The sequence below is a fragment of the Microbispora hainanensis genome, assembly GCF_036186745.1.
Classification (GTDB): Bacteria; Actinomycetota; Actinomycetes; order Streptosporangiales; family Streptosporangiaceae; genus Microbispora.
In genome coordinates, this window is sequence record NZ_CP108086.1 from 3,975,750 (window position 1) to 3,999,158 (window position 23,409).

At 69.9% G+C, this 23,409-nt stretch carries 20 protein-coding genes and 1 pseudogene; 5 read left to right on the forward strand and 16 right to left on the reverse strand.

Annotated features, from left to right (window positions below; genetic code table 11):
* Positions 1–38: 38 nt before the first annotated feature.
* From OHB01_RS18710 to OHB01_RS18720, 3 genes and pseudogenes are all read right to left on the reverse strand, one after another.
* Positions 39–911 (reverse strand): DUF7710 domain-containing protein, encoded by an 873-nt coding sequence (locus OHB01_RS18710; RefSeq protein ID WP_328855749.1) that lies wholly within the window; start codon positions 909–911, stop codon positions 39–41.
* Positions 912–972: 61 nt separating this feature from the next.
* Entirely contained in the window at positions 973–2,352 is a 1,380-nt protein-coding gene (locus OHB01_RS18715; RefSeq protein ID WP_328855855.1) for a HEAT repeat domain-containing protein, read from the reverse strand.
* Between the two features lie 81 nt (positions 2,353–2,433).
* A pseudogene (locus OHB01_RS18720) lies at positions 2,434–2,742 on the reverse strand (ADP-ribosylation/crystallin J1); the annotation flags it as partial.
* Positions 2,743–2,910: 168 nt separating this feature from the next.
* Here OHB01_RS18720 and OHB01_RS18725 point away from each other — a divergent pair.
* On the forward strand, positions 2,911–3,249 hold the full coding sequence (locus OHB01_RS18725; RefSeq protein ID WP_142649304.1) for an Imm51 family immunity protein: 339 nt from the start codon (positions 2,911–2,913) through the stop codon (positions 3,247–3,249).
* 154 nt (positions 3,250–3,403) lie between these two features.
* On the opposite strand, the gene OHB01_RS18730 is transcribed toward OHB01_RS18725, so the two are convergent.
* Positions 3,404–6,100 (reverse strand): RICIN domain-containing protein, encoded by a 2,697-nt coding sequence (locus tag OHB01_RS18730; protein ID WP_328855750.1) that lies wholly within the window; start codon positions 6,098–6,100, stop codon positions 3,404–3,406.
* A 549-nt stretch (positions 6,101–6,649) separates the two neighbouring features.
* On the reverse strand, positions 6,650–7,063 hold the full coding sequence (locus tag OHB01_RS18735; RefSeq protein ID WP_328855751.1) for an RNA-binding S4 domain-containing protein: 414 nt from the start codon (positions 7,061–7,063) through the stop codon (positions 6,650–6,652).
* A 146-nt stretch (positions 7,064–7,209) separates the two neighbouring features.
* Between OHB01_RS18735 and OHB01_RS18740 the strand changes: the two genes are divergently transcribed.
* The 4 genes from OHB01_RS18740 (at position 7,210) to OHB01_RS18755 (ending at position 10,743) form a co-directional block, all read left to right on the forward strand.
* Positions 7,210–7,707 carry an NUDIX hydrolase gene (locus OHB01_RS18740; protein ID WP_328855752.1) on the forward strand — a complete coding sequence of 166 codons (498 nt, stop codon included), beginning with the start codon at positions 7,210–7,212 and terminating at the stop codon, positions 7,705–7,707.
* 89 nt (positions 7,708–7,796) lie between these two features.
* Positions 7,797–9,416: a serine/threonine-protein kinase gene (locus OHB01_RS18745; RefSeq protein WP_328855753.1), complete on the forward strand. Its 1,620-nt coding sequence runs from the start codon at positions 7,797–7,799 to the stop codon at positions 9,414–9,416.
* Between the two features lie 16 nt (positions 9,417–9,432).
* Positions 9,433–10,173: a VOC family protein gene (locus OHB01_RS18750; protein WP_328855754.1), complete on the forward strand. Its 741-nt coding sequence runs from the start codon at positions 9,433–9,435 to the stop codon at positions 10,171–10,173.
* A gap of 117 nt (positions 10,174–10,290) precedes the next feature.
* On the forward strand, positions 10,291–10,743 hold the full coding sequence (locus OHB01_RS18755; protein ID WP_142649310.1) for a hypothetical protein: 453 nt from the start codon (positions 10,291–10,293) through the stop codon (positions 10,741–10,743).
* Between the two features lie 169 nt (positions 10,744–10,912).
* Here the strand turns inward: OHB01_RS18755 and OHB01_RS18760 are convergent, their stop codons facing one another.
* The 11 genes from OHB01_RS18760 to OHB01_RS18810 form a co-directional block, all read right to left on the reverse strand.
* The gene (locus OHB01_RS18760; protein WP_328855755.1) at positions 10,913–11,749 is read right to left on the reverse strand and encodes a sulfurtransferase; all 837 of its coding nucleotides are present in this window, start codon (positions 11,747–11,749) and stop codon (positions 10,913–10,915) included.
* Between the two features lie 45 nt (positions 11,750–11,794).
* The gene (locus OHB01_RS18765; RefSeq protein WP_147944842.1) at positions 11,795–12,748 is read right to left on the reverse strand and encodes an amidohydrolase family protein; all 954 of its coding nucleotides are present in this window, start codon (positions 12,746–12,748) and stop codon (positions 11,795–11,797) included.
* 22 nt (positions 12,749–12,770) lie between these two features.
* Positions 12,771–14,087, reverse strand: coding sequence for an LLM class flavin-dependent oxidoreductase (locus tag OHB01_RS18770; protein ID WP_142649313.1), 1,317 nt, complete (start codon positions 14,085–14,087; stop codon positions 12,771–12,773).
* Positions 14,088–14,139: 52 nt separating this feature from the next.
* Positions 14,140–15,579 (reverse strand): FAD-dependent oxidoreductase, encoded by a 1,440-nt coding sequence (locus OHB01_RS18775; protein WP_147944844.1) that lies wholly within the window; start codon positions 15,577–15,579, stop codon positions 14,140–14,142.
* Positions 15,580–15,609: 30 nt separating this feature from the next.
* Complete coding sequence (locus tag OHB01_RS18780) at positions 15,610–16,110, reverse strand: hypothetical protein (RefSeq protein WP_147944845.1); 501 nt, start codon at positions 16,108–16,110, stop codon at positions 15,610–15,612.
* A 5-nt stretch (positions 16,111–16,115) separates the two neighbouring features.
* Positions 16,116–17,513, reverse strand: coding sequence for an NtaA/DmoA family FMN-dependent monooxygenase (locus tag OHB01_RS18785; protein WP_328855756.1), 1,398 nt, complete (start codon positions 17,511–17,513; stop codon positions 16,116–16,118).
* A complete protein-coding gene (locus tag OHB01_RS18790; RefSeq protein WP_328855757.1) occupies positions 17,510–18,994 on the reverse strand; it encodes an MFS transporter in 1,485 nt (494 codons plus the stop codon). Before OHB01_RS18790 ends, OHB01_RS18785 begins: the two co-directional genes overlap by 4 nt.
* 32 nt (positions 18,995–19,026) lie before the next feature.
* On the reverse strand, positions 19,027–20,097 hold the full coding sequence (locus OHB01_RS18795; RefSeq protein ID WP_147944848.1) for an LLM class flavin-dependent oxidoreductase: 1,071 nt from the start codon (positions 20,095–20,097) through the stop codon (positions 19,027–19,029).
* Positions 20,094–21,026, reverse strand: a complete 933-nt coding sequence (locus tag OHB01_RS18800; protein ID WP_142649319.1) for an ABC transporter permease — start codon at positions 21,024–21,026, stop codon at positions 20,094–20,096. The genes OHB01_RS18795 and OHB01_RS18800 overlap by 4 nt, the downstream gene beginning before the upstream one ends.
* A gap of 10 nt (positions 21,027–21,036) precedes the next feature.
* Complete coding sequence (locus tag OHB01_RS18805) at positions 21,037–21,867, reverse strand: ABC transporter ATP-binding protein (protein WP_142649320.1); 831 nt, start codon at positions 21,865–21,867, stop codon at positions 21,037–21,039.
* Between the two features lie 90 nt (positions 21,868–21,957).
* Positions 21,958–23,061 carry an ABC transporter substrate-binding protein gene (locus OHB01_RS18810; RefSeq protein ID WP_142649321.1) on the reverse strand — a complete coding sequence of 368 codons (1,104 nt, stop codon included), beginning with the start codon at positions 23,059–23,061 and terminating at the stop codon, positions 21,958–21,960.
* Positions 23,062–23,409: the final 348 nt, after the last annotated feature.

Consider the following 23,409-nt stretch of genomic DNA (forward strand, 5'->3'; position numbering starts at 1 on the left):
CGCGGGTGGAATCGATGGTCGGCTCGCGGAGCGGACGTCTAGCCTGGACGGCCGTCGGTCAGGTGGATGCGACGGAGCCCCGGGCTGAAGGCGGCGACGTGATCGGCGGTGCCGTGGTGCTCTTTCGAGGGCGTGAAGCGGCCTTCGCTGACCGCGACGTCGTATGCGCCGCCGAACGGGTACTCGGTCAGGATCCCGGACACCTCGTGCTGGCCTGCCCAGGCGAGTCCGGTGTCCAGCGTCTCGAACACGCCGGAGGCGTATCGGGCGTCGTAACCGTGGAAGATCCAGACGACTGGCCTGAGCGGACTGCGCTGGTCGGCGGTGGGCCTGCGGCGCAGGCCCTCGGGCGTGAACGAGAAGGCGTCGGGGAAGGGGCCCGGCCGATGACGTACGGCGAGCAGCACCGGTTCGGGGTGCACACCCCGCAAACGGGCTGCGAAGGCGTTCCACAGGTGCAGGCAGATCAGGTCGTCGTCGTGATCGGCGGTCGTGTAGGCGAGGGTCTTGGGGAAGTACGGGTTTGTACCGCCGATCCACAGCGACGGGGGCCCGAACGTCTCGATGACCTCCGACAGCGTGCGGTCCTGCGTCACCCACCCGCCGATGTCGCCGCGCAACCGCTGGAACTCCGCCGCCGACAGCGCACGATCCAGCTCCAGCCAGCCGAGACGATGAGCGATCTCGGCGTAGACGGAGGCCGTGGCCTCCCGCAGGGCGTCGGCGGGCAGGATGTCGCTGTAAGCGCCCATGACGCCCGTCGCGGTGGATGCGTGGCTTTCGTCTAGCCGATCGCACTCCGCCTGCCACCGCTCCAGGCTCCCGTCCACGGCGGCCATCGCCTCCAGCAGAAGGAGTTCGGGTATCTCATCCCTGCCGAACATGCCGGGGCGGCGAAGCACGTGGTTCACCTGATTCAGGTGATGTCGGCGCGCCTCATCCACAGGGGAATCCATTGCTCATCGCATCCGATCATGACACGCCACCGCGAGGTGCCTCAAAGCGTTCGAGGATCCAGCGGAGCTGATGCACCTGCTGGGCGCCGATCAGCGGCTCGGCTGCGTCGACCAACCGGCCGAGGAGGAGTGTCATCTCCTTGGTCGGCGCGTTGTAGGCGGTCGCGGCGCCGCGGCGTGCCCAGTCGTTCAGGTCGGCGTGTGCCCGGTGGCCGAGCTCCACGTCGCGGGTGACCAGTAGGTGGAGGTCGACGTGAACACGGGTCCAGGTGTCCTTTGCCCGGAGCTGCTCATAGGCCCCCAGCCGAACATGCGGCGGTGATTCGGCGGCCAGCAGTTCCCACAGCCGTACGGCCGGCACGGCGGCGGGCTCGCCGCGCAACGCCTGCTTGACCGCGCGGACGACCACTGGGGCAGGATCGGCGAGCATTCCGGCGATCCTGACGGGGGATCCGCCCAGGCGGCGGACGGCGCGTACGGCCGCCGCCCGCATCCGGGGACTCGGGTGCTCCAGGAAAGGCAGGAGTATGTCCACATCCTGACGCGTGCCGCATTCGCCGAGGCCGGCGACCAGCGCACGAGCCCGGCCCGCCGGCGGGTCGTCAGCCAGGGCGTTCCGGTAGATCGCGGCGGGATCGCGGCCCGCGCGGCGGACCGCCCACTGCGCGGTGGCGCGCGTCATCGCCGATCGATGCGTCAGATGGGCCTCACCGGCTTCAGGGCGGCCGAGCTTCACCAGGGCGGTGAGCGCCTCGATCCCGACCTTCGCGCTTCCCTCCCTCAGCAACCTTTCCAGCACGTCGAGGCGCCGATCTCGGACGGCGTCGGCGACGAGCCGTTCCGCGCACAGGAGCCGGCAGACCACATCCTCTTCGTTCAGGGCGGCACGCATGACCTCCTCGTGCCGGGAACGGCCGGATTCCAGCCACAACCGGTACGCCAGACGCCGCACCCCGATGTCCTGGTGCGTACGGGCCGACGCCGGCACGCCGTCCGAGGCCGCCCGCAGCGCCTCCGCGACGGCCTCCACGGCATGCCCACCACGCGCCCACGATCCGATCGCAGTGGCGACACTCGCCGCCGCCAGCAACGCCGATGTCTCCGCCGACTTCAAAGCGGCGGTCAGCGACATGCGTGCGCGCTCACGCACCTGCGGCACCCAGTCGGCGGTCCGCAGCACCAGGACGGGCAGCAGCAACCCGTCCGCAGCCGTGGCCAGGCCCGCGACCGCCGACTCCCTTTGGTGGCCGTCCCACGAACAGCCGGCCACCAGGGACGACAGCCGCTCGTCCTCCGGCAGCCGGGCCTTCGTCGCATGCCCGCCGTACGTCACCGCCGTCGTACGCAGTGCCCGGTCGAGCCCGATCCAGGTCTTCGCCCCGGCCACCGACAACATCGCCAGAACCTCGTCCGCCGGCTCCCGCCCGGCGGCGGCTGCGGCGACCCGCGTCGCCAGCCGGCCATACCCGGGAGCGTGGAACTCCCGGACCACGTGGATGGTCCCCGCCAGATGAGCGTTGAACTCCTCCAGCTCCTCCGCCGGAACCCACAGCTCCAGGATGGTCCGGCCGCCCGCCTGCCGCACCGGATAGCGGCGTGCGAAGTCCGCGTCGACCTCGAAACGTGTGACGAAACCGGCCCCCGACGCCGGGACGTTCCAGTCACGAGCGATCTTGATCGCGTACGCCTCGTTCAGCACGGGATAGAAAATCGGCTGATCGGGCAGCCGAGGCGGCCAGGCCCGCCACCCCGAGGCATGCACCAGCGCCAGCTCCGCGGGTCCCACCGGGCGCCACAACCTCAGCGTGGCCCGCCGGCCCGTACGCGGTCCGCTCTGCTTGCCGTTCACGAGAACCGAGTCTCACGATCCCGCCGGGCTCTGGCCACTGAATAACGAGCGGGCATCGCTGCCGCATACCTTGCGACGTGAGATCGACAATGGCAGCATGCGCCGATGCACCCATTACGGCTGATCGAATCGGTCCCGGGAAAATACTCGCTGTTGCTGGACGCGGGAACCACTCAGGTTGACGACGTCATCGAGGAGCTCGGTCACACGCCGAACGGATATTTCTGGGAAGGTGTCGCGCAGCTGCTCGTCAGCACCGAGGCCCCCGCTTTGGAAGGCCGGTTCTCCTACGACCCCGAAGGCGGCATGTTCTGCGCGGACGGAACGGACCGGAGCGCGCTGGAGGAATTGGGCACTCGTATGGCGGCCGTCGCGGCGGACGCCGACCGCATGCGGCGGCTCGTCACAGCCGCCGAGGCGGACGGGTTCGAGTTCGACGACTGACCCGCCCCGTCTGCCGGCTGCTCGATTCGGCGTACGACCTACGCCCATGCGCTGGGCCGAGCGGTCAGCGGCAGGGGAGGGAATCGCGGGCGTCGGCGGGGTGGGCCGCGGGCGGTGCGTGTACGACCGCCCGCGGCCCGGTGGGAACCTCACATCAGCTGTGCAGGCTCCACTGCTGGTTCGTGCCGCCGTTGCAGGACCACAGAATGATCTTTGTGCCGTTGGCGGTGGCGGCGCCGTTGGCGTCCAGGCACAACCCGGACTGCACACCGGTGATGGTGCCGTTCGAGTTGAGGTTCCACTGCTGGTTGGTCTGGCCGTTGCAGTCCCAGATGATCACCTGGGTGCCGTTCGTGGTGCCCTGGTTGTACGCGTCCAGGCACTTGTTGCCGTACACCTGCAGCTGCTTGCCGGAGGTGTACGTCCACCGCTGGTTGGTCTGTCCGTTGCAGTCCCACAGCTGGACCTGGGTGCCGTTGGTGGTGCCGGCGTTCGGCACGTCGACGCAGCGGCCGGACTGGCCGCCGACGAGCGAGCCGCTCTGCTGGCCGGTCCCGCCGCCGTTGCCCTGCCTGACGAGCGACTTCGACTCGGCCGATCGGTTGCCCTGGGCGTCCACGACGAAGAGCCGATACTCACCGTTCGACGACGGAACGGCGATGGAGGTGGCGGTTCCGCTCGCCCTGGTCATGGTGCTGCCCTCGGTGAAGGAGGTCGTGCCCGAGGGGGCCAGCCAGACCGTCTTGCTCGCGTCGCCCGCGCTCCGGATGGGAATCGACGTCACACCGGCGCCGACGAACGTGCTGGCGGGCAGGACGTAGTCCGGCAGGGAGAGATTGCTCTGAGGGATGATGTTCCGGTACGCGTCCTCGAGCCCGGAGTTCACGGCGATGCCGTAGGCCTGCGACGGCCAGACGTAGTCGGAGGACACGAGGATGTCCTGGACCGTGCTGTTCGGCAGGTTCTTGTTGGAGACCTTGTTGATGGGGCCGTATGTCTGCGTGATGCTCAGATCGTGCTTACGCCCCCAGTCGTCGGAGTTGATGAGCCACGTGACGTTCTTGTCCACGCTCAGGACGTTGTCGCGGAAGGTCATGTACGCCGAGCCCTCGTCCGGGTGGAGTCCGTACTTGTGACCGGCCGGGACGCCCTCCAGATAGTTGTTGGTGATCGTGGTTCCCGGCTGGCTGCCCAGCGTGTAGATGGGAGCCGTGTCGCCGAGCCGCTGCACCGTGTCGATGATGTGGTTGTAGCTGATGGTGTTGTTCTTCGCCGTGGTGGTCGGCCGGTTCGGCGCGATCGAGCCTGACGATCCGTCGAAGTTCCACCAGCCCCAGCCGAGCGTGATGCCGGACCACGGGGCTTTCTCGATGCGGTTGTGCTGGATGGTCAGGGTGTCGGCGAAGTACGCCGAGATGGGGCTGTGCCCGTTGAACAACACGGCGCTGTCGTAGATGTAGTTGTTCTTGATATCGATGTTCTTGGGCGCTCCCTCCACCCCCACGGGATACTTCTCGTGGTTCGTGGAGGTGTAGTCCCCGATGTAGACATGCTGGGGATGGCCCACGACGACGGCGGAGCCGGCGATGTCGTTCGTGTAGTTCCCGATCAACTGGGTGTTCACCACGTCGTTGACCATGGCGATTCCGTCGACGCCGGTGTGCTGGATCCGGTTGTTCTGCAGGACGAGCCCGTCGGCGTTGTCGATCTGAATGGCGCCCGGCGCCACGTCGACGTTGCGGTAGTAGTAGTCGTGGAAGTTCTTCTTGGCGTAGACGAGTGCGCCGAGGTTGCCCTGCTGGGCCTGCTTGAACACCGAGCCGGCCACGTTGAAGAGGTTCCAGTCGGAATGCTCGACCGTGAGACCGGAGAAGGTGATGTTCCGGACGCGGTTGCTCGTGGAGGTTCCGGCGACCTTGATGAGGGTGGACACGTTGTTCGGCGCGAAGACCGTCGCGGTCGACATGTTTTCCGAAGCGGTCTTGTAGTAGTACAAGGTCTTGCTCGACTTGTCGAAGTAGAACTCGCCCGGGGAGTCGAGGAACTCGTAGGCGTTCATGACCTTGTGGGTGCCGCCGACCTGGGCGTTTCCGTTGAAGGCGCCCTGGGCGATGGCCGCTCCCGGCTGCTGGAACAGGGCGACGCGGCTGGAGCCGTCAGTGGTGACCTGCCGGACTCCCACGATGGCCGTGGTCCAGGTCGTCGCCGTCTCTATTTCGATGTCGTCCTGGTTGGCGGCGACAGCGGGGAAATCATTGAGGCTGTATTTCGCCCCCGCGCACTGCGAACCGGATTCCCACGCCCACGGCGCCTGCCCCGCCGTGATGGTGTAGGTGCCGTAGCACCCCTGTGAGCTTATGGTCTTGGAAGCCATGTACGCCCGCTTGTCGTTGACGTAGAGCGCACGGAGCTTGTTGCTGCGGTTCAGCGGGGCTTTCCAGATGTTGCCGCTGTGCTGCGTCCATCCGGTCACCTGGACGCCTCCGTTGAGGATCGGCGTCTCGCTCTGGTAGGCGGTGTAGATGACCCGGTGACCGTTCGTGCCGGAGTCGGCAGGTGTGAAGTCGATCGTGCTGCTGACCGGGTAGTCGCCTCCGCGGAGGTACACGTAGATGTCGCCGGTCATGTTGGCGTTCACCGTGCGGACGACGTCCCTCGCGCGCTGCAGGGTTCTGAACGGTGACGTGATCGTTCCGGGGTTGGCGTCATTGCCGTCAGGGGCGACGTAGTAGGTCGCCTGGGTCGCGGCCGAGGCCGGGGTGCTCCCTGCGAAGGTCGGCAGCAGCACCGCGGCGACGAACACCGCGAGCGCTGCCAACGCCCTCTCAGTGGTGGACAGGGCTGACTTCACGCTCTGTTCCTTTCGCTGGTTCCGAGCGGATTTCCGCCGCCGCGAAATCACCCCGCCGTGGCGGGACTCGTGGGGGGTGTGCCGTTGCGCGGGCGGGCGTCTTCGTCATGCGGGTGCGGGTGTCGATCGGAGGGCCGTGCGGCTGTACGGGCCGAGGGGCGGGTCGGCGCCGCCGCGGCCGGTCCGCGGCCAAGATGCGGCCCGTGCGGCCGGTGCGGTCGCCGTCCGACGGGACACCCGGATGCGGGACATGCGGTCAAAGGGGTGCCTCCGAACGCAAGAGCTCAGTTGGGCTGTCCGAGGGTCATCCCATGAATAGGCTCGGTTTCGTAAAACGTATGACGTGTGATGTCTACGGTCAAGAAACAATCTTCAGCGTGGGGTGGCGTGTGGCCGGTCGGCAGGGGACGGCCGACGACACGAGCGAGTTCTGCCTGAAACTTTCACCGGCAGGAAGGGTGGGGCCGGGTGTCCTCGTGCTCCCTGGACGCGACGTGGCCTGCAGGGAGCCATCCCATCTTTAATCGATGTGGAGGGGGTATTGCCCGTTCACTCAGGGCGGGGGCGGCGGTCGCGTCCCTCCGCCAGGGGACGTCCGAGCAGTCTGTCGATGCTGCGGCGCTCGCGTTTGGTGGGGCGTCCCGCGCCACGAGCCCGTACGGCCACCATCACGGCCTCCTCACGCGGAGGAGGCGGCGGGCTCCTGTCGACGTAGCATTCGGCGGCCACGGGGGCGCCGACGCGCTTGGTGATGATGCGGGAGACGACCACGATGCGTTCGCGTCCCTCGTGCCGCAGCCGGATCTCGTCTCCGACCCGCACGACGTGCGCGGGCTTGACCCGCACCCCGTTGACCCGGACGTGGCCGCCCCGGCACGCGTCGGACGCGATCGAACGAGTTCTGGTCAGCCGGACCGACCAGATCCAGATGTCCACGCGCGTGCTCGCCTGCTCACCCGACACTCCGCCACTTTACTGAGAGCGGCGTCCTGCCGGCAGGTCGGCCCGTCCGGTTGTGAACGGCCAAGGGCGACCGGCGAGCCTGCCGCGAGCAGGTTCGGAGATACACCGGCGCCCGGCCATGCGCGGCTCGTAGTGTCGGAGTCGTCATGAGCGACTCCGCGTCATACCTGGCCTTCGTCGCCTCCGTACCGCGCCTTCGTGCCGCGGCGGGCGCACTGCTCCGAGACCGCGAGGGGCGGGTGCTCGTCGTGCACCCGGTCTATAAGGACGAATGGGACATCCCCGGCGGAATGATCGAGGCGGGGGAGTCCCCCACCGACGCTCTGCTCCGTGAACTGCAGGAGGAGCTGGGCATCGCACCGCCGGTGGGCCGGCTCGCCTGTGTCGACTGGGTGCCACCCGCACCGCCCTGGGACGCCGGGCTGATGTTCGTCTTCGACGCAGGGGTGCTCACCGAGTCCCAGATCGCGGCGATCCGCCTGCAGCCCCAGGAACTCGACGAATACGTGTTCGCCGCTCCCGCGGACCTGGACTCGCTCCTGCCGCCAGGCCAGGCGCGGAGGATGAACGCGGCGATCTCGGCGGCCGACACCGGCCAGACCGCTTATCTGGAGGACGGCCGCCACCGGCCGAGTGGTGCTTGACCTGGGGCGGCGCGGGCTCGCCTCGGTGACCGCCGGTCGGCCGCTGCTGGGCGTACCGCGCCGCGCCCCTCGTCGTTAGGGTTCGGTGCATGGTCACCCCCCTGGAGCCGGACGACCCTCGTGTGCTGGGCGAGTTCACGCTGAGCGGGCGGCTCGGCGAGGGCGGGCAGGGGGTGGTGTTCCTCGGCCGGTCGCCGCGCGGGGAACCGGTCGCGGTGAAGGTGCTCAAGTCGGGCCTCGACGCGCCGGTGAAGGAGCGGCTGGTCCGCGAGCTCGACGCGATGCGCGGGGTCGCGCCCTTCTGCACCGCCCGGGTGCTGACCGCGGTGGTCGACGGCCGGATGCCGTACGTCGTGAGCGAGTTCATCGACGGGCCGTCGCTGCAGCAGCGGGTCGATTCCGGTGGTCCGCTGCGGGGCGGCGAGCTGGAACGCCTCGCGGTCGGTACGGCCACGGCGCTGACGGCCATTCACGGCGCCGGGATCGTGCACCGGGACTTCAAACCGGCCAACGTGCTGCTGGGGCCGGACGGCCCCCGCGTGGTGGACTTCGGCATCGCCAGGCACGGCGTGAGTGACACCATCACGGCGGGCCCGGTCGGCACCCCGGCCTACCTGGCTCCGGAGCAGATCGCCGGAGCCCCGGCCACACCCGCCGCCGACGTGTTCGCCTGGGGAGCCACGATCGTCTTCGCCGCCACGGGCCGTGCGGCCTTCGGCGCCGACAGCGTCCCCGCCGTCATGCACCGGATCCTGACCGCCGAGCCCGACGCCTCGGCGCTGCCCCCGCCGCTGCGCTCGGTGGTCGAACGCTGCCTGGCGAAGGATCCCGCGCGCCGGCCGTCGTCTCGCGACCTGCTGCTGGAACTCGTCGGGTCCGCCGGCGACCCGCTCCAGGCGGGCGCGGCGGCGGCCACCACCAGGCCGGAGGCCGTACGGCAGGGCGGGACGACCGCGATCCTCCCGGTGCCCGGTCCGGGCGGGACGTCCCCGTCGGGCAATGAGACCACCGGGGCGGGCGGTCACCGGCGGGCGTCCCGTGCGGGGATCGTCGCCGGGGTGGTGGCCGTCGTGGCCGCGGTGTCGGTCACCGCCGCCCTGCTGGCGCCGCGCCTGCTGTCCGGGGCAGGCACCTCGACGCCCGCTGCCACGGCGCCCGCCGCCACGACGCCCGCCGCCACGACGCCCGCCGCCACGACGCCCGCCGCCACGACGACCGTCTCGCGCGCGGCCGGCTCGTCGGCGCCACCCACACCTGGGGAGGACGCCACGGCCTACGGCACGGAGCAGGACGACACCGTGACGACGGAGGAGGCCGTGGAGGACGCTGCCGACGACACCGCAGAGGACGCCGGGCCGACACCGACAGCGGCTGCCGTGCCGTCGACCACGCCGGGCGGTACGGTTCCGGCCGCGTTCGCCGGCACCTGGGGCGGCCATCTCGAACCCGACCAGCTCGTGGGCACCAGCGAGACCGACGTACAGGTCGTGCTGGAGCAGGGCGGGCGCGCCGGAAGCTGGAAGGACACCAACAGTTCATGCCGGGGGAGCCTCACGCTGACGCGCAGCTCCAGCACGGCGCTCGTCTTCCGGCTGGACACGTGCGCCCCGGGCACGATCACCCTGATCCGGACCGGCGAAGGGCTCGCCTACCGATGGGCCGGCGACGAGGACGAAGCCATCTACCACGGCCTCCTGATCAAGGACTGACCGTAGGGTGGGCGGCATGCCGCTGCGACTTGGCCTGCTGAACTTCAAGGCTCGGGACAACTCGGCGCTCGGCCGGTTCTGGGCGGACGCGCTCGGCTGGGATGTCTTCAGTGACGGACCCGCTGTGACGGGCGTCGGGCCCGTGGGCTTCGTCTGGCCGGACCCCATGGGCTTCTGCGTCTGTGTCGTCGCCGTGCCGGACCCTGAGGCGGTGAGATATCGCGTGCACCTGGATCTGGCCACCACCTCCGCGGCCCATCAGGCGGAGCTGGTCGCGCGGTTGCAGGATCTCGGGGCGACGCCCGCCGACGTGGGGCAGGGCGACGTGCCGTGGACGGTGCTGGCCGACCCCGGAGGCAACGTGTTCTGCGTGCTGGAGCCCCGCGAGATCTACCGGGACACCGGGCCGATCGCCGCGGTGGTGGTCCACTGCGATGACCCCCGGGCCATGGCCCGCTTCTGGGACGCGGCCGTCGACTGGACCCTCCACGAGGTGAGCGACGACCACGCGCGGCTGCGCTCGGCCACGGGCGTCGGGCCCTACCTGGAGTTCATCCGGACCACACCCGATGCGGCGCCCGTGTGGACCCGCGTCCACCTCGACCTGCTGCCCTACCCCGGTGACGACCAGGCGGCGGAGGTCGCCCGCCTGAAGACCCTCGGCGCCACCCCCGCCGACGTGGGGCAGGGCGATGTCTCCTGGGTCGTCCTCGCCGACCCGCAGGGCCACGAGTTCTGCGTCCTCGCCCCGGCCTGACGCGGATCCCACGCCTTCATGACTCCGCTGACAGTAGGTGTCAGTGGAGGAGCCGTACGGTCCCGGCATGGCGTTCAGCGAGAAGGCCATTCGTAAGTTGGCCGAAAGGGCGGGACTGTGTACGACTTCGATTTCTTCATAGGCACGTGGGACGTGACCAACCGGAGGCTGCTGAAGCGAGGTGTCGGCAGCGACGAGTGGGAGGAGTTCCCCGGCCACTGCGTCGCGTACGGCCTCTTCGGCGGCGCGGGCAGCTTCGACACGCTCATATTGCCCACCAAGGACTTCGACGGCGCGACGATCCGGACGTACGACGCCGAGCGGGACGAGTGGTCCATCCACTGGGTCAACAGCAGGCGCGGCCTGGATCCGGTCCCGGTCGTGGGCCGTTTCGTCGACGGAGTCGGCACCTTCTACGCCGACGACACCGACGACGGCCGTCCGATCCGCATCCGGTTCATCTGGTCGGGGATCACACCCGGCTCGTGCCGCTGGGAGCAGGCGTTCTCCTACGACGGCGGCCAGACCTGGGAGACCAACTGGACGATGGACTTCACCCGCGTCGGGTGACGCACGGCCGCGCGCGGTTCAGTTCAGCTCAGTTCAGGTCCAGGGAGACGAGCGCCCTACGATCACTGAATCGCCGGCCGCGGCCGGCGGGCCTGAGACGGAATCCGTCCGCGACGGGCGGGCGAACCCGGCCCGGCGAGCGTCTCGGCCGGGCCGGGTCCCGAGGGGGTCAGCCCGGTTGGTCGCCCGTGGCGACGGGGCGGGCCGGGTCGGAGCTCCAGGCCGACCAAGAGCCGGGGTACAGCGCCGCGGTGACACCGAGCTTGGCGAGGGCGAGGATGTCGAGCGTGGCGCCCACGCCGCCGCCGCAGTAGACGCCGACGGCGCGCTCGCCGCCCACACCGAGGGCGGCGTAATCGGCGCGTAGGTCTTCGTCGCTCTTCAGGAGGCCGTCGGCGCCCAGGTTGCCGGCGCTCGGTCTGCTCAGCGCGCCGGGGATGTGGCCGCCACCGTTCAGGCCGGTGTAGGCGGCCTCGGGACGTGCGTCGAGAAGCACGCCGGAGCGGGCGAGTGCGGCGGCCTGGCCGGCGTCGAGCGTCGGCAGGGAGCCGGTTTTGACGGTGAGGTCGCCTTCGCGTTCCGGAGGGGCTTGTGTGACGAGTTCGCCGCCCGCCGCCTGCCACGCGTCGACGCCGCCGTCCAGGTAGCGCACGTCGGGGACCCCGGCCCACGTCAGCGTCCACCAGGCGCGTGCGGCGATGGCCGGGTTCTCCCGTGTGTACACGACGACGATCGAGTTCTCGTTGACGCCCCAGCGGCGTACCGACTCCTGGATCTGCCGCTCGCCCGGCAGCGGGTTGTTGCCGGAACCAGGGTGGCGCGGGCCCGCGAGCTGTGAGATCAGTTCGACGACGTGTGCGCCTGGCAGCCGTCCCTGCTCGCCCTGCGCCGGGTCCAGCTTGCGCCGGATCTCCAGCAGGACGACGTCCCTGCCCTTGGCCAGTTTGCGCCGCAGCTTTTCTGCGGAGATCACCGGGGACTTGACCTCGACGGGTGTCGCAGTCATACGGGGTGCCTCGTACTTTCTCTGGAAAGGTGGGGGACGGTGAGCTCAGACGGCGGCGACGCTCTTCGCAGCGCGCAGTTCGAAGAGCCGGCGGGCATTGCCGGCCCGGATCCGCTCCTGTGCGGCCGCGTCGAGTCCGGCGGCGTCGAGGGCGTCGCCGACCAGTTCGGCGGAGATCGGGCGGCCCGGCCAGTCGCTGCCGACGATGATCCGATCGACGCCGATGACTTCGGCGTAGTAGCGGATGAGCCACGGGTTCAACCGTGTGGTGTCGAAATAGATGTTCGCGGGGGCGCCGTCCGCGGACTTCCGCCGATACGCCGCCAGCTCATCGGTGGCGAAGTACAGCGCGCCGCTGCCGAGAGCGGTGAACACCAGGTGCAGGTCTGGCAGCCGGGCCGGCAGGTCGGCGTGGAGCGCCGACAGGAAACTGGCGCCGTTCTGCAGTCCGCGCCCGATCGAGTTGCCGGGGCGCCCGGCGGCCTTCACGAGTGCCTCCGCCTGCGGCGCGGCCACAGGGTGAACGAAGACCGGGACGCCGAGAGCGGCGGCCAGCTCCAGGGTTGGGAACGCCTCGGAGGAGCTGAGGAACCGGTCGTCGCGTGAGGAGTCGAGCACGATGCCGTGCAGGCCGAGCTCTTCGATCGCGTAGCGGGTCTGTTCCGCCCCGGCCTCGCCGGAGAACGCGTCGACCGTGGCGAGACCGAGGAACACGTCGGGCCGTTCCCGGACGGCCTCGGCCAGGTACTCGTTCACCGTGTTGACCGCGGCCGTCTCGACCGGGCCGTTCAGGCCGAACAGCTGCTCGACGGGTGCGCTGAGGGCGCGCAGGTCGACGCCGCCGTCTATGCTCTCCCGGGCCAGCCCCGGGAGGTCCTCCAGGAGCTTTTTGGGGAACCCGGCGACCGGGCGCGGACGCTCGCCGCCGGGCACCCGCCAGCCCGGCGGGCGGTAGTGCGTGTGAATGTCGATGAGCCCGGCATCGGCAAGGGTGGTCATGTCATCGCTCCGATCTCGCCGGTCAGCGCGGCGTGGGCAGACCGTAATGGCCGCGCAGAGTCGTCTCGGTGTATTCCTTGCGGTAGATCCCCTTCGCCTGCAGCAGGGGGACGACGTGGTCGACGAAGATCTCCAGGCCGTCGGGGAACGTGGGCGCCTTGTAGTTGAACCCGTCGGCGGCGCCGGTCGTGAACCACAGTTCGATGTCGTCGGCGACCTGCTCCGGCGTCCCGACGAACACGTAGTGGCCGTGCGCCGCGATGTCCCACTCGATCACCTGCCTGGCGGTGAGGCGCGCCTCGACCGCCTTGGTGCGCAGTGCCTCGACCCGGCTCCTGAACGTGCTGGTCGCGATCGAGTGCTCCCACAACGAGTCCGGGATCGGCTTGTCGAGATCGACGCCCGACACGTCCAGCCCGTCGCCGCGCGCGACCTCCTCGATCGCTCCCTCGATGTCGATCAGCTGGTTCAGTTCGTCGAACGTGGCCTGCGCCTCCGCCTCGGTGCTGCCGACGACGGCGAGATAACCGGGCAGGACGTGCGCGTGCCCGGGGTCGCGTCCCGCTTCGGAGACCCGGCGCTTGAAGTCGCGGTAGAACTCGCGTGCCGCCTCGATTGTCGGCTGGGCGGTGAAGATGGCGTCCGCGTGGCGGGCGCCCTGCGAGCGGCCGAAGTCGGAGTCGCCGGCATGGAAGATGAGCGGACGCCCCTGCGGTGAGCGGGGCACGTTGAACACCGCGTCGATCTGGAAGTGCTTGCCCTGGAAGGGCACGCGGTGGACCTTGCCCGGGTCCAGGAACACCCCGGTCTCCTGATCGGCGATCACCGCGTCCGGCTCCCAGCTCTCCCAGAGCGCCTTGACGATCTGGATGAACTCCTCCGACCGCTCGTAGCGCAGGGCGTGCTCGGGGTGGGCGGACGGGCCGAAGTTGGCAGCGGTCGCGGCGTTGGACCCGGTCACGGCGTTCCATCCGGCGCGGCCACGGGTGAGCAGGTCGAGCGAGGCGATCTGCCGTGCCGTGTTGTACGGCTCGGAGTACGTCGTCGAGACCGTCGAGGCGAGCCCGAGGTGGGTGGTGACGGCGGCGAGCACTCCCAGCAGCGTTATCGGCTCGGGCTTCGTCTGGCCCCCGGACGGCTGCACGGGGCCGAGGTTCGGTCCGTCGGCGAAGAACACCGCGTCGAACAGGCCGCGCTCGGCGGTCTTTGCCGTACGGATGTTGAAGTCGATGTCCCAGAGCTGGTGGGGATCGACGCCGGGGTGCCGCCATGCGGCCCGGTGGTTGCCGTACCAGTTGCCGAACAGGTTCAGATGAAGTTCGCGGGTGTGGTCGGTCATGGTCGTGTCGCAGTCTCCTCGATGGGTCGTTGTCCGTTCGCCGGCCGGCCGCTCAGCCGATCGCCGCCTTCGCGTCGACGTCGGGACGCCAGACGGCGTGGGCGTAGTGCGCGGTGAAGGACTCCTCCGGGGCTGCGGCGGCGGGCGGCTTCGGCCGCTGCCAGTCGGCGAGGAAGAGGTCACGGCTGATCGCCTCGACCAGGCGCGGCACGCCGGTGCGCAGGCTGGGGATGTCGCCGACGGGACGGCCGAAGCTCTGCGCCGCGGCGACGTTGAACACGTGGACGTCACGCAGCCACGGAGCCGAGCCGGGCACGCGCTCGGTGAGCTCGTAGCCGTCACCGAGATAGGGGTACGCGCCGAGGCTCTCGGAGCGGAGTGCGGCCGGGGGCTCGTACACGTCCCGCCACAGTGCGATGTCCTCGGCCAGACGCCGCAGCTCCGGCCGGGTGCGCGGGTCGTACTGGTAGCCGGTCCCGGCGATGACGAAGTCGTAGGCGTGTGTGCCGTCGGCCGCCTCGACGACGACCCTGCCGTCCTCTTCACGCAGCGCCGTCCACGGCGCGTTGAAGTGCAGGCGCAGGTTCGGGAAGGCGACCGCGCGCAGCACGGTGTCCAGCGGGCTGGTCGACCCCTTGTTCGCCTGGTTCCACCGGTTCTGCCAGCGCGCCGCGTCGGGCAGCCGGTGGAAGTTCTCCTGCGCGCCGGGGTTCGGCACGTTGCCTCCGGTGGGCTGGATGACCAGTTCGGCGCGGTAGGAGAACACGTGCACCTCGCGGGCGCCGGACTCCAGCGCGACCGCGGCGGCGTCGAGCGCGGAGGTGGCGGCACCGAGGATGCCGACATCCTTGCCGTCCAGCCCGGCGAAGTCGATCTCGTGGCCGGTATGGGCGCGGAGATGTTCCGGCAGCCCTTCGAAGATCGCGGGGATGTACGGGCCGCCGGTCCCCTCGACGCCTGTCGCGAGGACGATCTTGCGCACCACCTCGGTCTGCCGCTGCCCGTCGACGTCCAGGTGCAGCCGCAGCAGTCCGTCGACCGGCTCGATGTCCGCGACCCTGGTCCGGTAGCGGACCTCCACGCCGACCTGCCGCTGGAACCATTCGATGTAGTCGGCCCAGTCGGTGCGGGCGATACGTCCGATGGCCCGGAACGCCTCCTCGCCGTGCAGTCCCTCGTACCAGGCCTGGAATCCGATCGCCGGGTTGCCGAGCTCAGGGCCGGAACGGGTCTTCGGCGTACGCAGGGTGTTCATCCGCGCCCGGGTCCGCCACACGCCGGTTTTCGCCTGGTCGGCCGCCTCTATGACGGTGACTCTGGAGATGCCGGCGCGGCGCAGGGCGTACGCGATGGTCACGCCGCTCTGCCCTCCGCCGATGATCGCGACGTCGTGGTCCACGCCGGGAACCGGGGCGACCCAGTTGCCGGGGTCGGCGCCGAGCAGCCGCAGCGACTCCTGCGCCGCGCGGTCGACATCGTGGTGCTTGCTCATCGTGTCCTGCCTTCTACACGGGGGTGGGGGTCAGGCGTGCGCGTAGGCCGCACGCAGCGCGGGGAGGATGTGCTCCCTGAGAAGGTCGATCTGTTCGAGCATCTGGTCGAAGGCGCCGCCGGGCTGGTCGATGGAGAACATCTGCCGCTGGTAGCCGCCGTACTGCTCCTGGAAGTGGGCGATCTTGTCGAGGACCTGGGCCGGGCTGCCCACGGTCAGCGCGCTATGCCGGATCGCCTCCTCAAGGGTGTCGTAGGGCCACTTGGACAGGTCGGGACGCTGCGCCTCGAACTCGCGCAGCGCGTCCTGGGAGCGGAGACCGACGTGCACCTTCGCGCCCGATCCGACCGGCGCGGACTCCGCGGTGCCGTGTCCGTGGGCGGCGTAGCGCTCGCGGAAGTACCGGACGTGCGGCGCCGCCTGCTCCGCGCGCTGCGCGAGCTTCACCAGACCCCGCAGACGCTCGGTGGCGGTCGCGCCCACGGACGGGTCGCCGGCGAGGTTGCCGGTGCTGAAGATCCCGATTTCCATGGCCGTCAGGCGGTCCTCGCGATGGCCGGCCGGTCGAAGTGCTCCCGGAACGTCGTGCTGGTGTAGGCCTTGCGGAACAGGCCGCGACGCTGGAGCTCCGGCACCACCAGGTCGACGAACGCGTCCAGCGAGCCCGGCTGGTATGGCGGGAAGACGACGACGCCGTCGAGCTTGCGGTCCTCGAAGTTCTCCTCGATCCAGTCGGCCACCTCCTGCCCGGAACCGACGACCGGCACCTGGTTGGCGGGGCCGTTGGCGATGAAGTGGTCGAGGTCGGCGAGAGTGATGTCCTCGTCGCCGAAGCCGAGGAAGGCGTCCTTCACGATCCATGCCGAAGCGGGGTTCGCGGTGACGTCCACGACGTCCTTGACCTTGTCCTTCGACCCGGCGTTGCCGAGGTCCACGCCAAGTACGCGCCCGAGTTCGCGCGCGTCGAACGGCACGACCGAGAGGTCCTGGATCTCGCGGAACCTGGCGTGAGCGGCCGACGAGGTCTCGTCGACGTAGAACGTGATGCCGGGCAGCAGATAGTAGGCGTCCGGGTCGCGTCCGTAGCTCGCGGCCAGCGCCTTCTGCGTCTGGTAATACTCGGCCTGCTTGTCGGCGAAGGGGATGAAGCGGACGTCCGCGTACTTGGCGCCGAACTCGAACGACCGCTGGGAAGTGCCCGCCACGATCAGCGGCGGGCGGCGCTGCGGGGACGGCGGGATGTTCAGCGGCCCCTCGACACTGAAATGCCTGCCGCGGAAGGAAGTCGGCTGGATCTTGCTGAGATCGAGGAACCGTCCGCCCTCCCGGTCGCCGACGTACCAGCCGTCCTGCCAGCCGTCCCACAGCGACCAGAGGATCTGGATGAACTCCTCCGCGCGATCCCATCGGGCGTCGCCGTCGGGCTGCTCGTCGAATCCGTAGTTGCGCGCCGCGTCGTCGCTGCGCCCGGTGACGATGTTGATCGCGGCGCGGCCCCGGCTGAGGTGGTCGAGGGTCGCGGTCTGGCGGGCGACGTTGAACGGGTGCTGGTAGGTCGTGTTGAACGTCGATACGAGCCCGATGCGCGTGGTCAGCGCGGCGACGTAGGCGTTCGCGGTGAAGCTGTCGAGCTTGAACAGCCCGTTGGGAGTCCAGTAGTGCTCGCCGTCGACCAGGTTCACGACGCCGTTGGCGGCGGTGTCGGCCGACCAGTTCTGCTTGCGGCCCCCCGGCTTGCCGGGAAGCCGGGAGGACTCGCCGTTGCCGAGGAACAAGTAGTCGAACAGCCCTCGTTCGGCGGTCTGCGCGGTCGCCCGGTAGAAGTCCGGGTCGCCCTCAAGGACCTTGTAGTGGCGCCGGCGCCGCCAGCCCGTGCCGTGGCGCCCCTCGGGCCAGATGGAGTGCCCCAGCTTCACATGCCGTCTCTCACTCATGTCCGTGCTCCTGCTTTCGTAGTCCTGTCGATCGGTTCACTTGGTGTCCGGTAGAGCCGCGTCCGGACGAGGTCTGTCACCGTCGCCCACACGGCGAGCGCGAAGAAGAGCCCGGCCGCGACCACGCCGGCGACGAGCGCGCTGTCGTAGGTGGACCGCCCGGCGTTCGTCAGCTCCCCCGCGTGCCCGTAGACCACGGCATAGAAAGCCGCCGAGGTGGCCGCGATGCCGAGCGAGTTGCCGATGCGCTGAGTAAGGTGGCCGATCGAGGCGGCGAGGCTGCCCTTCTCGGCCGGTACGTCGCTCAGCAGCAGCACATGGTTGGGGGAGATCACCATGCCGCTGCCGAGCCCGTTGAGGATCTGCGCCACGGTGACCACCGCGATCGCGGGGCGTTGCGCGAGGAGGTTCACGGCCAGGACGGAGACGAGGATCCCCGCGGCCGACGTGAACAGGCCGGTCAGAGTGATGACGCGGCCCCATCGCAGCACCCGCCGCGCCGCCCAGCGCGCTCCGAAGGCGGAGGCCGCCGAAGACGGCAGCAGCACGAGAGCGGCGAGGAACGGCGAGAGCCCGAGCGCGAGCTGCAGGTACAGCATCATCACGAGCCCCACGCCGGGTCCGGCGGCCAGCCACGACGCGGCGACGAGCAGCGCGTTCCGGTACGAGCGGGTGCGCAGCAGCTCCCCGTCCAGCAGCGGGAGCAGGCCACGTCCGAGGTAGCGGCGTTCCCATCGCAGGAACAGCACGGCGAAGACGGCGGCGGGGACGAGCGCCGACCACCGGGCCGCGCTGTCGCCCGGCAGGCCGGTGGTCAGCACGAGCGGGAACAGCACCAGCAGCACGGTGACACCGAGAAGCACGGCGCCGATGGGGTCGAAGCTGCGGGTGATCGTCGTCATGACCGGCTGCGTCCGGGGCAGGTGGCGAGCACCGGCGGCGAACAGTGCGACCCCGACGGGGACGTTCATCAGGAAGATCCACCGCCAGCCCTGGTCCGCACCGCCCACGGTCATGAGCAGGCCAGCGATGCCGGGCCCGGACGCGGTCGCGACGGCGGTCATCACGCCGTAGGCGCCGAACGCCCGGCCCCGGTCGGCCCCGCCGAACAGCTGCTGGATCACCCCGATCGTCTGCGGCATCAGGATCCCGGCCGCGACACCGAGCAGGACGCGTCCCGCGATCAGCGTCCGCAGGTCCGCCGCGAGGCCGCAGGCGAGGCTGGAGGCGATGTACAGCAGCAGCCCGACGCGGATCAGCTGGTGTCTGCGGCCCTGGTCGCCGAGGCGTCCGAAGGGCACGAGCGTGAGGCCGAACGCCACGACGTATCCCGCGGAAATGAGCTGCAGGCTCGTCGGGCCGACGTGCAGCGAGCGGGCGATCGCGGGTAGCGCCACGTTCGCGTCGCTGATGCCGACCAGCAGGACCCCCGACAGGATCGACGCGACGTACAGGGCGCGCCACCGCGATCTGTCGTCCATGTGCGTGGTGCCGGCCGGCACTGTCCCCGGACTCATCGCTCCGGCGTCCATCCGAGCCTCGGTGCCACCTCGGCCGCGATCCGCTCCAGGCCCTCCAGCGCGACGTCCACCGTGCGTTTGCGGCCGAGCCCGGCAGCCGCGTCCTCGATGATGTTGGTGACGGCGATGAGATGGTCCACCTCGGGCAGCAGCGCGGCGTCGTCCCGGAGGGCCTGCGCCGTCTGGGACGGCGAGCCGGTCGCGACGTTCATCGACGCGAGCACCTGGTCGTCGGTCAGGTCACGGGAGTCGATCCCGTTGACCTTCGCGAGACGGGCCCGGCCGGCCTTCAGGAACGGGCCCAGCGCCGCCAGCGCCGACTCACGTGAGTCGGCGGGGTAGATCATCCGGATGCCGCCGAGCCGCGGCCGCAGGCTGCCCGCCACCTCGGCCGGGGCCTCGACGGGACCCGTCTCCGCCCACTGGGCCAGGTACGCGTCGATGATCGGCCGCTGCTGGGTCCGGGCGTCCAGGGTCGCGGTGCCGAACAGCAGGCCGAGGCCGGTGAGCGCGGCACGGCGGGCCGACGCGGCACTGCCCGCGGTGCGCCAGAGCCGGCGCGACAACGGCGTGCCGTCCACCGGCAGGGTCAGGTCGGTGCCCCGCAGTGGGTGGCCCGCGAGGGCGCCCTGCAACACGGCGAGGTTCTCGTCGAACAGCGCCGTCGCCCGTGCCTTGTCACGGCCGAAGGCGGCGTACTTGTCGATGTTGGCGTTGCCGGTCCCGAGGCCGAGCTGCAGACGCCCCCGGGAGATCCCGTCCAGCGTGAGCGCGTCTTCGGCGAGCTGGACGGGGTCGGTGATCGGCAACGTCACCACCGCGACGCCGAGCCCGATGCGCCCGGTCGCCACGGCGACCGGCGCAAGAGAGATCAGCGGTGACGGAGCCGATCCCTCCTCTCCGCCGGCCAGCAGGTGCTGCGCCACGAATCCGACGTCGTACCCGAGTGCCTCGGCTCCCACGAAGAGGCGGACGAGCTCCTCATGCGCCTCCCCTCGTCCGGAGGCGGAGCGCACGTGGGTGAAGAAGCCCAGCTTGAATGGCTTGCGCGCGGGCGGACTCACGCCTCACCCGCCTGGGTGCCGCGCCGCCACCGGGTGACGCGCTTCTCGAGCAGCAGGAAGATCGCGTTGAACAGGTAGCCGATGACGGCGACCGTGAGCACGCCGGCCAGCAGTTGCCGCAGGTTGAAGTTCTGCTGGGCGAACATCAGGTAGTAGCCGATGCCGTCGTTTCCAGAGAGCATGCCGATGACGACCGCGAGCACCAGCGACATGCCCAGCGACTGCCGCATGCCGACGAGGATGTACGGCGTCGCGAACGGCAGGGCGATCTCTTTCTGGGTCTGCAGCCACGACAAGCGGTACGTCTGCGCGGTCTCGGCGAGGATCTTCGACACGCCGCGGGCGCCGGCGTAAGAGTTGATGATCATCGGGAAGATGCCTCCGGTGAGGAACACGGCGATCTTCATCTGGTCGCCGAGCCCGAGGAACAGGATGTAGATCGGCAGGATCGCGGTGGCCGGAGTGAGCCGCAGGATCTCGACGAGCGGCTCGGACAGCCCCCAGATCACCCGTGATCGGCCCATCAGGAAACCGATTCCGACGCCGAGCGGCACCGCGAGCGCCAGCGCCTCGGCCATCGTGCGCAGGGTGATCGACAGTTGCCGCAGCAGATCGCCCTCGGTCGCCTCTCGCCACCACGTCTCGACGATGCGGTCCGGCGAGGAGATGGTCGGGTCGTAGTGGACGCCCGAGTAGGCCTGCCAGAAAACGACGATCAAGGCGACGAGCGTCCAGCCGGACGCTCGGCTGCGGAGGTAGCGGCGCACCGTCCGGCGTACGGGGCCGACGGGCCTGAGCCCGTTCTCCACGGGGGCCGCGCCGTCCGGCCCGGTGACGGTCGCGGGGGTGGCCCCCGGAGTGGTCTCGGTGACGGCCATGGCGTCGGCCCGCGGGCTGGGCTTGAGTGGTGTTCCGGCGATGTCGGTCATGGCTGGTCCTTCACTCGGCACCGACGACGAGGCTGAGCACCTCGCGACGGAGGCGGAGATAGCGGGGGTCCTCGCGGAAGTCGACCTGCGTGCGCGGGTACGGGATGTCGACGGTGACGTCGCGTTCGATCCCACCGCCCTTCTCGCGAAGCACGATCACCCGCTGCGACAGGTAGAGGGCCTCTTCGATGTCATGCGTGACGAACAGGACGGTGAGGCCGTGCTCCTTCCAGATCCGGAGCACGAGGTCCTGAAGTGTGCCGCGGCTGAGCGCGTCGACCGCGCTGAACGGCTCGTCGAGCAGCAGCAGTTCGGGACGCGCGGCGAGGGCCCGCGCGATCGCGACCCGCTGCTGCATGCCGCCGGACAGTTCACTGGGGTAGCGGTTGAAGGTCCCCCCGAGCCCCACCTCTTCGAGGTGCTCCCGGATCAGCTCGTCCTCCTGTGCCTTGGACACACGGGAGGCGCCGTGCCCGTGCCGCAGCCCGAAGCGGACGTTGTCGCCGACCGTGCGCCACGGCAGCAGCGACTCGTTGTAGTTCTGGAAGACGTAGCGGGCGCTGTCGGGCGGCCCGTCCACCCGTTCGGCGCCGACGCGGATGGTGCCGGAGGTCGGCTTCTCCAGCCCCGCGACGAGGCGGAGGAGGGTGGACTTGCCGCAGCCGGAACGCCCGACGACGGAGACGAAGGCGCCCCGCTCGATCGTCAGGCTCACCGGAGAGAGCCCGCGTACGACGTTCCCGTCGAGCGCGAGGTAGTCCTTGCCGGCGCCGTCGATGGTGATGACGCCATGACGGACGCCATCGGTCAGGGCGGTTTCGGCCTCGAGTGCGTGTGTCATGTGAAGGCCTCACGAGAATGGGTTGCCGCTGGGCATCGCTTGTGGTGTCCGGTGGCGGCGGGTGCGTTTCCGGGCCCGCCACCACCGCGGTCATCCCGCGTTCACGGGCGGCTGGATCAGCTCCGGTTCCGGTTGCAGCGCCGAAGGGAAGACCAGGTCGTGCAGGTCGACGCCCTTCTGGATCTTGTCCGGCGCGTACTGCAGGCCGAGCTCATACCAGGACTGCGTGGCGTCGAAGTCGAACGGCCCAGGCTGCGTGTTCGTCAGCAGGTTGTCGACCTTCTGCGGGTCGCCGCCGGTGAGCTTCGACAGGTCGATCTGCTGGTACTTGAGCAGGATCGGCTGCAGTTTCTCCGGCGTCAGCGTCTTGAACCAGACATAGGACGCGTGCAGTGCTTTGTCGAAGGCGTGGGCCACAGCCTGGTGCTCGGGGTTTTCCAGCCACTCGCCTGTGGCCCAGAACGCGGCCGTTGTCGCCTTCAGGTTCGACCACTGCGACGAGTCGGGGTTGCCCAGGACCCGGAAGTTGTACGCGCCCGGCTGCCCCTCGTTGGTGTAGGCCTGGTTCCACTGGCCGAAGAAGGCGTCGACGGAGTTGCTCGCCAGCGCCTGCGGCGCGGCCGCCTGAGCCTGGACGATCGAATACTTGACCTGGTTCGGGTCGACCCCGTTGGCCTTGAGGAAACCCCGCAGGTTGACCGTGTGCTGCGGAACCGGCGGCAGGGCGATGGTCTTCCCGGCGAGGTCGGCGGGCGTCTTGATGGGCCCGTCCGCCTGGACGAGGATCGGGAACTGCTTGGCGTTGGTGTTGTTGTTGGCGACCAGCTTGAGGTTGAAGCCCTGCGCCTTGGCGTTTATGCCGGCGTAGAGATCCGCGTAGCCGATCTCGCCGCTGCCCCCCTGCAGCGCCGCGAGCACCTGGGTGCCGTTGGCGAGCTGGCTCTCCTCGACGGACAGGCCGTACTTGGCGAAGAAGCCGTAGTCCCTGGCGAGTGCGATGTTGAAGGCACCCGATGTGTTGATCACTTTGAGTTCGACCGGATGCGCGGGGTCCAGCGCGTGCACGGCGGAGGCGTTGCCGGCGGCGGCCGGTGCGGAGGAGCCGCTGCCGCCGCAGCTGGAGAGCACGGTGGAGGCGGCGAGCGCGGCGATGCCGGAGGCGAGCCATCTGTGGCGCCGGCGATTCGTCGACACGGGATTTCCTTTCAGGGGGGGTGGTTGCGGGGAGAGATGTGGTGGGGCGGAGGACGTCGGTTCTCGAGAGCCGGCGGGATGGCCTTCGGGCATGCGCGGGGACCCCCGCACGCACGGCAGTGCGGCGGCGGGGGCACGCCGACGAGGGAAGTGGCAGGCCGGAGGCGAAGGCCGCCGACGCGCGTCAACCGGGGATCAGGACGTCCGGGCGGACCAGGCCGCCCGTGGGGATGCGCCCGGGGTTTCGTTCAGAGTCCGAGGAGATCGCGTACGGATCCGGGCGCACAGGATCGGTCGGCGTCGCCATGTTCACGACGTCGCCATGTTCACGACGCCGCCATGTGATGG

Bases quoted from the DNA above. Each gene is read 5' to 3' on its own strand.
- OHB01_RS18740 (WP_328855752.1), top strand. From the start codon at position 7,210: ATGAGCGACTCCGCGTCATACCTGGCCTTCGTCGCCTCCGTACCGCGC.
- OHB01_RS18785 (WP_328855756.1), bottom strand. From the start codon at position 17,513: ATGAGTGAGAGACGGCATGTGAAGCTGGGGCACTCCATCTGGCCCGAG.
- OHB01_RS18800 (WP_142649319.1), bottom strand. From the start codon at position 21,026: ATGACCGACATCGCCGGAACACCACTCAAGCCCAGCCCGCGGGCCGAC.
- OHB01_RS18750 (WP_328855754.1), top strand. From the start codon at position 9,433: ATGCCGCTGCGACTTGGCCTGCTGAACTTCAAGGCTCGGGACAACTCG.
- OHB01_RS18790 (WP_328855757.1), bottom strand. From the start codon at position 18,994: ATGGACGACAGATCGCGGTGGCGCGCCCTGTACGTCGCGTCGATCCTG.
- OHB01_RS18765 (WP_147944842.1), bottom strand. From the start codon at position 12,748: ATGACCACCCTTGCCGATGCCGGGCTCATCGACATTCACACGCACTAC.
- OHB01_RS18805 (WP_142649320.1), bottom strand. From the start codon at position 21,867: ATGACACACGCACTCGAGGCCGAAACCGCCCTGACCGATGGCGTCCGT.
- OHB01_RS18725 (WP_142649304.1), top strand. From the start codon at position 2,911: ATGCACCCATTACGGCTGATCGAATCGGTCCCGGGAAAATACTCGCTG.
- OHB01_RS18715 (WP_328855855.1), bottom strand. From the start codon at position 2,352: ATGTTGTCGGTGGCCGGGGCGAAGACCTGGATCGGGCTCGACCGGGCA.
- OHB01_RS18760 (WP_328855755.1), bottom strand. From the start codon at position 11,749: ATGACTGCGACACCCGTCGAGGTCAAGTCCCCGGTGATCTCCGCAGAA.
- OHB01_RS18770 (WP_142649313.1), bottom strand. From the start codon at position 14,087: ATGACCGACCACACCCGCGAACTTCATCTGAACCTGTTCGGCAACTGG.
- OHB01_RS18780 (WP_147944845.1), bottom strand. From the start codon at position 16,110: ATGGAAATCGGGATCTTCAGCACCGGCAACCTCGCCGGCGACCCGTCC.
- OHB01_RS18775 (WP_147944844.1), bottom strand. From the start codon at position 15,579: ATGAGCAAGCACCACGATGTCGACCGCGCGGCGCAGGAGTCGCTGCGG.
- OHB01_RS18745 (WP_328855753.1), top strand. From the start codon at position 7,797: ATGGTCACCCCCCTGGAGCCGGACGACCCTCGTGTGCTGGGCGAGTTC.